The organism is Paenibacillus pseudetheri (assembly GCF_924513355.1).
Lineage (GTDB): Bacteria > Bacillota > Bacilli > Paenibacillales > Paenibacillaceae > Paenibacillus_AQ > Paenibacillus_AQ pseudetheri.
This window is the reverse complement of sequence record NZ_CAKMAB010000013.1, coordinates 148697-158129: the sequence shown is the minus strand read 5'-3', so window position 1 is coordinate 158129 and position 9433 is coordinate 148697. Positions and strand designations below refer to the sequence as shown.

4 protein-coding genes and 1 rRNA gene are annotated in these 9433 nt (G+C 44.3%); 1 reads left to right on the top strand and 4 read right to left on the bottom strand.

Translation table 11 applies throughout. The features are described 5' to 3' along the window. Positions 1-212: 212 nt before the first annotated feature. From L1028_RS14445 to gyrA, 3 genes are all read right to left on the bottom strand, one after another. Positions 213-1770, bottom strand: a 16S ribosomal RNA gene (locus L1028_RS14445). A 430-nt stretch (positions 1771-2200) separates the two neighbouring features. Then, positions 2201-3298 (bottom strand): HD-GYP domain-containing protein, encoded by a 1098-nt coding sequence (locus tag L1028_RS14440; protein ID WP_234534906.1) that lies wholly within the window; start codon positions 3296-3298, stop codon positions 2201-2203. A 258-nt stretch (positions 3299-3556) separates the two neighbouring features. Further along, the gene (gene gyrA, locus L1028_RS14435) at positions 3557-6097 is read right to left on the bottom strand and encodes a DNA gyrase subunit A (RefSeq protein WP_234534905.1); all 2541 of its coding nucleotides are present in this window, start codon (positions 6095-6097) and stop codon (positions 3557-3559) included. Between the two features lie 354 nt (positions 6098-6451). Between gyrA and L1028_RS14430 the strand changes: the two genes are divergently transcribed. Beyond that, on the top strand, positions 6452-7327 hold the full coding sequence (locus L1028_RS14430) for a YheC/YheD family protein (RefSeq protein WP_234534904.1): 876 nt from the start codon (positions 6452-6454) through the stop codon (positions 7325-7327). Positions 7328-7509: 182 nt separating this feature from the next. On the opposite strand, the gene gyrB is transcribed toward L1028_RS14430, so the two are convergent. Then, positions 7510-9420 (bottom strand): DNA topoisomerase (ATP-hydrolyzing) subunit B, encoded by a 1911-nt coding sequence (gyrB, locus tag L1028_RS14425; protein WP_060626334.1) that lies wholly within the window; start codon positions 9418-9420, stop codon positions 7510-7512. Positions 9421-9433: the final 13 nt, after the last annotated feature.

Here is a 9433-nt window from a genome sequence, read left to right as displayed (position 1 = left end):
GAAAATCTTCGCTTCCAGCTAATAACTAACGTACTTGTTTACACAAGTTATAGCTAAAAGATGTTCTAAAACGCAAATTCGTTTCGGTATCCAGTTTTCAAGGATCAAGTTTAAAGATGAGAGCTTAAACTCTCAAAACTGAGCAACGAGTGAGTTGTGGAAGTTTAACTTCCGATTTGAATGTCTTCATTGCAGAAGACGATTCTCCATAGAAAGGAGGTGATCCAGCCGCACCTTCCGATACGGCTACCTTGTTACGACTTCACCCCAATCATCTACCCCACCTTCGGCGGCTGGCTCCCTTGCGGGTTACCCCACCGACTTCGGGTGTTGTAAACTCTCGTGGTGTGACGGGCGGTGTGTACAAGACCCGGGAACGTATTCACCGCGGCATGCTGATCCGCGATTACTAGCAATTCCGACTTCATGCAGGCGAGTTGCAGCCTGCAATCCGAACTGAGACCGGCTTTGATGGGATTGGCTTCACCTCGCGGTTTCGCTTCCCGTTGTACCGGCCATTGTAGTACGTGTGTAGCCCAGGTCATAAGGGGCATGATGATTTGACGTCATCCCCACCTTCCTCCGGTTTGTCACCGGCAGTCACTCTAGAGTGCCCAGCCTTACCTGCTGGCAACTAAAGTTAAGGGTTGCGCTCGTTGCGGGACTTAACCCAACATCTCACGACACGAGCTGACGACAACCATGCACCACCTGTCTCCTCTGTCCCGAAGGCCGCCACTATCTCTAGTGGATTCAGAGGGATGTCAAGACCTGGTAAGGTTCTTCGCGTTGCTTCGAATTAAACCACATACTCCACTGCTTGTGCGGGTCCCCGTCAATTCCTTTGAGTTTCAGTCTTGCGACCGTACTCCCCAGGCGGAGTGCTTACTGTGTTAACTTCGGCACCAAGGGTATCGAAACCCCTAACACCTAGCACTCATCGTTTACGGCGTGGACTACCAGGGTATCTAATCCTGTTTGCTCCCCACGCTTTCGCGCCTCAGCGTCAGTTACAGCCCAGAAAGTCGCCTTCGCCACTGGTGTTCCTCCACATATCTACGCATTTCACCGCTACACGTGGAATTCCACTTTCCTCTTCTGTACTCAAGTCACCCAGTTTCCAGTGCGACCTCAGGTTGAGCCCAAGGTTTAAACACCAGACTTAAATGACCGCCTGCGCGCGCTTTACGCCCAATAATTCCGGACAACGCTTGCCCCCTACGTATTACCGCGGCTGCTGGCACGTAGTTAGCCGGGGCTTTCTTCTCAGGTACCGTCACTCCGGTAGCAGTTACTCTACCGGACGTTCTTCCCTGGCAACAGAGCTTTACGATCCGAAAACCTTCATCACTCACGCGGCGTTGCTCCGTCAGACTTTCGTCCATTGCGGAAGATTCCCTACTGCTGCCTCCCGTAGGAGTCTGGGCCGTGTCTCAGTCCCAGTGTGGCCGTTCACCCTCTCAGGTCGGCTACGCATCGTCGCCTTGGTGGGCCGTTACCCCACCAACTAGCTAATGCGCCGCAGGCCCATCCCTCAGTGACAGATTGCTCCGTCTTTCATTCTTTCTTCAGGAGAAAAAAGAAATTATCCGGTATTAGCTACCGTTTCCGGTAGTTATCCCAGTCTAAGGGGCAGGTTGCCTACGTGTTACTCACCCGTCCGCCGCTAAGTTACTTTGAAAGCAAGCTTTCAAAGTAACTCCGCTCGACTTGCATGTATTAGGCACGCCGCCAGCGTTCGTCCTGAGCCAGGATCAAACTCTCCAATTAGTATTGAAAAGAGCGATATGCTCATTTTGAAACATCTGACGAGAAAATTAATTCTCACGATGAAATTTCAAAAGCGTAAAATACGCTGTGAAACTCATCAGTTTTGGATTTCACTTTCGTGATTTCCTACTCACTCGTTGTTCAGTTTTCAAAGATCAAGTTCTCGTTGGCGCCGTTTAATGTCTCAGCAGCAACTCTTATACTATATCATGTTCGGCTATTTAATGTCAAGCTCTTTTTTAACTTCTTTTTCGAGCTCGGCATGTGTATTTCTTGGCCGGACTTAGAATATATCATGTATAGAGATTCATTGCAACACTTTTTTTAATATAATCTATAAATAAGAGACTGTGCTATCAATCACCCTCAATATATTGGTATATACCTGTTAGCACAGCCTCAGTTATGTAGTCTCTTGATACTACCTTCTCTAAGCAATGATCTCCTGAATATACAGATCTCGCTCCAACATTAGGTTAACAATCGTACCCTCTACCTTAATCATAGGACGTGTTGGATTAGCACGGTCAGTAAATATGATCTCTCCATGACGTCCATCGCTCAGACGTATTCTGGTTCCATTAAACAAATCGGTACTCTTCTGTATAAAAGTCTGTACAACGACCGGGTCGAGCTTACCGAAGCTTTCTGTCATTATCTGCTCTAACACTAAATAAGGAGACTGTGCTTTTCTATAGGCCCTTTCTAGAGTCATAGCATGGAATATATCTGCTACCGCAACTACTTTAGCGTAAAAATGAATCTGGCTACCTTCTAGCTTAAGTGGGTAACCAGAACCATCGACCTTCTCATGATGCTGCAATGCCGTTAGTCTTACCCCTTCATTAATCGCTGTTACATTACGCAATAATTGATAGCCATATGTAGTATGTCTGCGAACCTCTTCTATTTCAGCACTATTAAGTGACTCCGGCTTATGTAAAAGAGAACTATCTACTTTTGCGTTTCCGATGTCATGTAGTAATCCGGCAAAAGCGATTTGCATCCAATCCTTTTGCGGATACCCGCACCACTGAGCGATCTTATAGGATGTTAAAGCGGACAGCACGGCATTGTGATAGTTGTAATCCTCGTCTTTTAGCGTACGTGGAGAAAACTTCAATACATGATAATCCTTCAAATGACTAATTAGTGACTCTAACTGACTCCGCAACTCAAAAATAGGAAGAGAGGCTGCCGAAACCGAACGATAGCTGTTCCTAATAATTGTGATCATTTTGTCATATTCATCGTGTAAAGGGGAATTGCTCTTAATTAACATCGATTCATTTATAATGGCTCCAGCTTTAAGTGATGTCTGCTTGGCGTTTTTTTTGACAGTATCAGAGTTGGCCTCTCCTTGAACACCTTCGATCTCCACTTGTCCAACCAAAAAGGCTTCTAAAATTTCTACATCACGGGGGAGTAGTATTTTTCCCTTGTTGAACAAAATTCCACCCAAAGGTGTAATTACATCTTTTGTTATCTTTGAGCCCGCTTTAACTTCTCCAACCAATACACTTGGCATATACTCAGCCCCTTAATTTCTATAACAATAAGCTCAGGATTACCGAAATCTAATATGACAGATAATTTCTGAGAAAATAGTACTTTATATACTGATTTATACTCTATCGGCTAATTATAGTACGGATAAAAGGAAGCGACTAGTGAAATGAAAACTATTCTTATAAAAATTCTCATTAAATAACTAGCTATTAATTAATCACAGCAAAAAGAGCAAGGGTCTCTGTAATAGAAGCCCTTGCTCTTTATTGAATATAACCTACTCTAAGTTATCTTCTTGATCCTCAACAATTGTTTCCGGTTGATCAATATCACCAGATTCATCTACTGTTACTTGTTCCTCAAGGCCTTCCATATCTTCAGACATTTCGTCCTCTTCGTTCTTATCTGCTCTGCACAGGGTAGCCACAGCATCATCCTCGCGGATGTTAATTAGCTTAACCCCTTGCGCATAACGACCCATAGTAGAGATTCCATCCATGCTGGTACGAATCAAGGTACCGCTTGTAGTAATGATCATTAAGTCTTCGTCGTTCTTAACGACTTTTAGACCAACTACAGGGCCATTCTTCTCCGTGAGATTAATGGTCTTGATTCCTTTACCACCACGAGTCTGGGAACGATAGTCACCAGCTGGTGTCCGTTTACCATAACCCTTGCTAGTAACAATCAGAACCTCAAGCTCCTTATCGACACAATCCATACCGATGACATGGTCATTACTGTCAAGCGTAATGCCCTTCACGCCTGTCGCGCTACGACCCATAGAACGAACATCATTCTCTGAGAACGTAATCGACATTCCGCGAGCTGTACCGATAATAAGATTTTGCTGTCCATCTGTCAGCTTAACCTCAATTAGAGAATCCTCTTCACGAAGGTTAATAGCGATAAGTCCGCCTTTGCGGATGTTATTGTAGTCCTCAAGTGGCGTCTTCTTTACGATACCTTCGCGGGTAGCAAAGAACAAGTACTTGTCACTATCAGTCTCTTCCACTTGGATTACGGCACTAATCTTCTCACCTTGTTCAATTTGAATCAGGTTGATGATTGGTGTCCCACGTGCTGTACGTCCCAGCTCTGGGATCTCATAAGCTTTAATCCGGTACACCTTACCCTTATCGGTAAAGAACATCAGATAGTTATGAGAGTTACTCACGAAGAGATGCTCCACAAAGTCCTGATCCTTGGTGTCCATCCCCATGACTCCGCGCCCTCCACGCTTCTGACTGCGGTAGGTGCTGACAGGTAGACGTTTGATGTATCCCGTATGTGTAATAGTGATAACAACCTCTTCACGCGGAATAAGGTCTTCATCCAGGATACTTTCTTCACCAACGGTAATCTCTGTCCGGCGTTCATCAGAATATCTATCACGAATATCCTGCAGCTCGTTACTGATGATTTCCAGTACAAGATGCTCATTCGCCAAAATTTCACGGTACTCTGCAATTTTAGCTAGCAATTCGTTATATTCATTCTCGATCTTTTCTCTTTCCAGACCGGTCAGACGCTGCATCCGCATATCGAGGATCGCTTGAGCCTGCTCTACACTAAGGCTAAAGGTGCTCATTAATCCCTCACGGGCTATGTCCGTTGTCCGGGAAGCACGAATTAACGCAATAACTTCATCCAGATGATCCAGCGCAATACGCAGACCTTCTAAAATATGAGCGCGTGCTTCAGCTTTTTTAAGATCAAATATTGTACGACGACGAATAACTTCAATCTGGTGCTGCAAATAATGATAGAGCACATCACGCAAGTTAAGAATTTTCGGCTCGTTGTTTACGATGGCAAGCATGTTGATCCCAAATGTGGATTGCATAGAAGTATGTTTATATAAATTGTTCAACACAACATTTGGATTCACATCACGTCTCATCTCAACAACTACACGCATACCGTTACGGTCAGACTCATCTCGAAGATCCGTTATACCCTCGATCCGTTTCTCACGTACTAATTCTGCGATTTTCTCAACCAGTCTTGCCTTATTCACCTGATACGGCAGCTCATGTACAATGATGCGAGCCTTACCGTTATTCTCTTCAATCGTTGCCTTTGCACGCATGGTCACTGAACCACGCCCCGTACGATAAGCCTGACGAATACCCTCACGGCCCAAAATATATCCAGCCGTTGGGAAATCTGGGCCTTGGATATACTCCATCAATTCCATAGGGGTGATATCAGGATTCTTAATCATCGCCTGCACACCATCGATAACTTCACCTAGGTTATGCGGTGGAATATTAGTAGCCATACCTACAGCTATACCAGATACCCCATTAACGAGCAGGTTCGGATAGCGAGCTGGTAATACAACTGGCTCATTCTCTTCACCATCATAGTTGGGTGCGAAATCAACTGTTTCTTTATTCAAATCTCGAAGCATTTCGCCTGCAATCTTGGAAAGACGGGCTTCTGTATAACGCATCGCTGCAGCCATATCACCATCAATCGAACCAAAGTTCCCGTGACCGTCCACAAGCATATAGCGCATAGAGAAATCCTGAGCCATCCGTACCATTGTTTCATAGACGGCTGAGTCACCGTGAGGGTGGTACTTACCGATAACCTCACCGACGATTCTTGCCGATTTCTTATGAGGCTTATCCGCAGACATTCCAAGTTCCGACATCGCAAACAAAATGCGTCGGTGAACCGGCTTGAGTCCGTCCCGCACATCTGGCAAAGCCCGGCTAACAATGATGCTCATTGCGTAATCCATAAAGGATTCACGCATTTCCACGCCAATGTCCCGATCTTTGACTTGTGGGTTATTTTGTTCAGCCATGAGTTGCTGGACCTCCTTCAGTTAAAAAACCGCTACCCTTAATTATATTACTTTCACAAAAGTAGCACAATTAAACATGATAGCCTTTTATCTTCTAATATTGATTTCTTTTGCGCTGATTAGGGTATTCGCCCTTTCCGCAAATGTCTTTAGTACATAGACTGTAAAGACAAGAAACACGGTTTTATTATCCTAGTATCGTTTCATAAGGCAAACCCCATATCCTTATATTATACCATTGTTTAGGTAGCTTGTCCTGATTTTCAGCTGCCAAAGATTATGCTTCCACAGCAAGTTTTGTACAAGGGAATTCAAAAGAGCAAATGCTGCACAAAATTGTTAAGGAGGAAGATAATGAAGATTCAACGAGTCCCAAGTAAATGGGCTAAAACAAAAGTTATCCTTCAAAATCAATCTCTGTCTCTATATGTGCCTGATACTCGTAAATATGATTTAAGTGTTCTTAAAGAAATGCTTGCGTTATATACTATGGTCTATATAAAACCTGATCGCGGAAGCTTTGGTATTGGTGTAATGAGAGCTGAGCAGCGTACGGTGATTTTAAGTCCTAGCCAGCAGAAGACTGAAATTAATGTTACCGCCAATAACGAGGAGAGAGAACAGCAAGAAGCACAGGTCCTATATATTTTAAGATATGCAAAGATGGCAGAAGTTTTCTTCTCCCCCGAAGAGCTGCATGAGGCCTTACAGAAAAGAATTCAGAACCGTACCTACCTCGTCCAAAAAGGAATTGATCTCCTGCGTCACCAAGATCGTCCCTTCGACCTTCGAGTTCTTGCCCAAAAGACTCCATCAGGTACATGGGAAACAACAGGAATGCTCGGAAGAGTAGCTGCCCCTCAGAAAATCGTCACCAATTATCATAGTGGAGGCAGTATTCTGTCAGTAAATACATTATTAAAAAATCATATGAACCCTTCTGAAACACTCTCCACGATAAATCAATTAAAATCTTTAGGCGTACAAATTGCAGGTCAATTGGAGACCACCTATCCAGGAATTAAAGAAATTGGTCTGGATATTGCCATGGATCAGCATAAGGATATGTGGCTGCTTGAGGTCAATACGCTTCCATCCATTGTTGTATTCAAGTTATTTTCTGATAAATCTATCTATCGTAGAATACACCGCTATGCTGTAGCATACGGACGTGTAAAAGCTAAAAAATCCCCATACACTACCCGCAATAGACAATATACTAAAGCTTAAAAAATCAGCTCTGAAACCAAAAAGCCTCCAGCATTCTCATTCCATTAGGAACAGAAGCCGGAGGTTTTATTAAAATATAAGAAAGTATAAGTTTCACACCATACTTTATGTCTTATATTTCTCGCTTAAACGCTTATCATCCTTATAAGGACGCCGAAGGCGTCTATGCTTGAATGTTATTCTTACACATCGAGGTATCTGACACTCTTCGCATGCTCATGGATAAAGTCACGTCTTGGTTCAACATTATCGCCCATCAGCGTATCAAAGATACTGTCAGCGAGCATCGCATCTTCAATCGTTACTTGTAGCATCATACGAGCCTCAGGATCCATCGTCGTGTCCCACAGCTGGGTAGCATTCATTTCGCCCAAACCTTTGTAGCGCTGAACATTGACCTTAACATTCTCACCAAAAGAGGCGATAATCTCATCGCGTTCCTTTTCGCTACCTGCATAACGGATCACTTTGTTACGTTCTATCTTGAACAATGGCGGTTGTGCGATATAGATATAACCTGCATCTACTAGCTTCCGCATGTAACGGTAGAAGAATGTTAATAACAGAGTTCTAATATGAGCTCCATCGACGTCGGCATCCGTCATAATAACGACTTTATGGTAACGAGCCTTCGATAGGTCGAAATCATCACTGATTCCTGTACCAAGAGCAGTAATAATAGCCCGGATCTCGGCGTTGGATAAAATACGGTCTAAGCGTGCCTTTTCTACGTTTAGAATCTTACCACGCAGCGGTAGAATCGCTTGGAAATGACGATCCCGGCCTTGCTTGGCCGATCCACCCGCAGAGTCACCTTCGACGATATAGAGTTCACTGATAGACGCATCCTTAGATGAACAGTCCGCAAGTTTACCAGGTAGTGCACTGACTTCAAGCGCACTCTTACGGCGGGTCAACTCACGAGCCTTACGAGCGGCTTCTCGTGCACGTGAAGCTGAAAGCGACTTCTCTAGGACACGGCGTGATACTGCCGGATTCTCTTCCAGGAATTCCTGCAATTTCTCTCCGAACAGTGATTCTACAATTCCGCGGACTTCACTATTTCCGAGCTTAGTCTTCGTTTGACCTTCGAACTGAGGTTCTGGAATTTTGACAGAAATAATGGCTGTCAATCCTTCACGCACGTCGTCACCAGTCAGATTTGAATTACCATCCTTCAGCACACCCGCTTTACGGGCGTAATCGTTGATGATACGTGTTAGAGCACTTTTAAAGCCGGATTCATGCGTTCCACCCTCATGGGTATTAATATTATTCGCAAAAGAGTAGATGTTCTCTGTATACGAATCATTATATTGGAGAGCTACTTCAACCTGAATCATATCCCGTGAGCCTTCCACGTAGATTGGTTCCTCGTGCAGCGCTTCTTTTTTCTCATTCAGATATTTCACATATTCAACGATACCACCCTCGTATTTGAACACGTTGGTGACATCGGTCCGCTCATCATGCAGTGAAAGCTCAATTCCTTTGTTAAGAAAAGCTAGCTCCCGAATACGAGTAAGCAGTGTCGCATATTCAAAGACCGTGGTTTCAGTAAAGATTTCAGGGTCTGGATGGAAGGTTGTAGTCGTACCTGTCTCGTCCGTATCTCCAACAACTTTGATCTCATACTGTGGTGCACCACGTCTGTATTCCTGCTGATAAATATGCCCATCACGCTTAACATTAACAACAACCTTCTCAGACAAGGCATTTACTACGGAGATACCCACACCGTGTAAGCCGCCTGATACTTTATATCCGCCGCCGCCGAATTTACCGCCTGCATGCAGTACTGTCATAACAACTTCAAGCGTCGACTTTTTAAGTTTTTCATTTTCACCTACAGGTATGCCACGTCCATTATCGATAACAGTAATCCCGTTATCCTCATGAATAATCACTTCAATCCGGTCACAATAACCTGCTAGGGCTTCATCGATACTATTATCTACGACCTCCCACACCAAGTGATGGAGACCTTTAGAACTAGTGGAACCAATATACATGCCCGGACGTTTCCGGACAGCTTCTAGCCCTTCCAGTACCTGAATCTGGCTCTCATCATATGTCGGTTGATTCATTGACATGCCTTCACCTACT

What these genes read in the sequence shown, in the direction of transcription:
- L1028_RS14430 (WP_234534904.1), top strand. Translation starts at nt 6,452, where the DNA reads ATGAAGATTCAACGAGTCCCAAGTAAATGGGCTAAAACAAAAGTTATC.
- L1028_RS14440 (WP_234534906.1), bottom strand. Translation starts at nt 3,298, where the DNA reads ATGCCAAGTGTATTGGTTGGAGAAGTTAAAGCGGGCTCAAAGATAACA.
- gyrB (WP_060626334.1), bottom strand. Translation starts at nt 9,420, where the DNA reads ATGTCAATGAATCAACCGACATATGATGAGAGCCAGATTCAGGTACTG.
- gyrA (WP_234534905.1), bottom strand. Translation starts at nt 6,097, where the DNA reads ATGGCTGAACAAAATAACCCACAAGTCAAAGATCGGGACATTGGCGTG.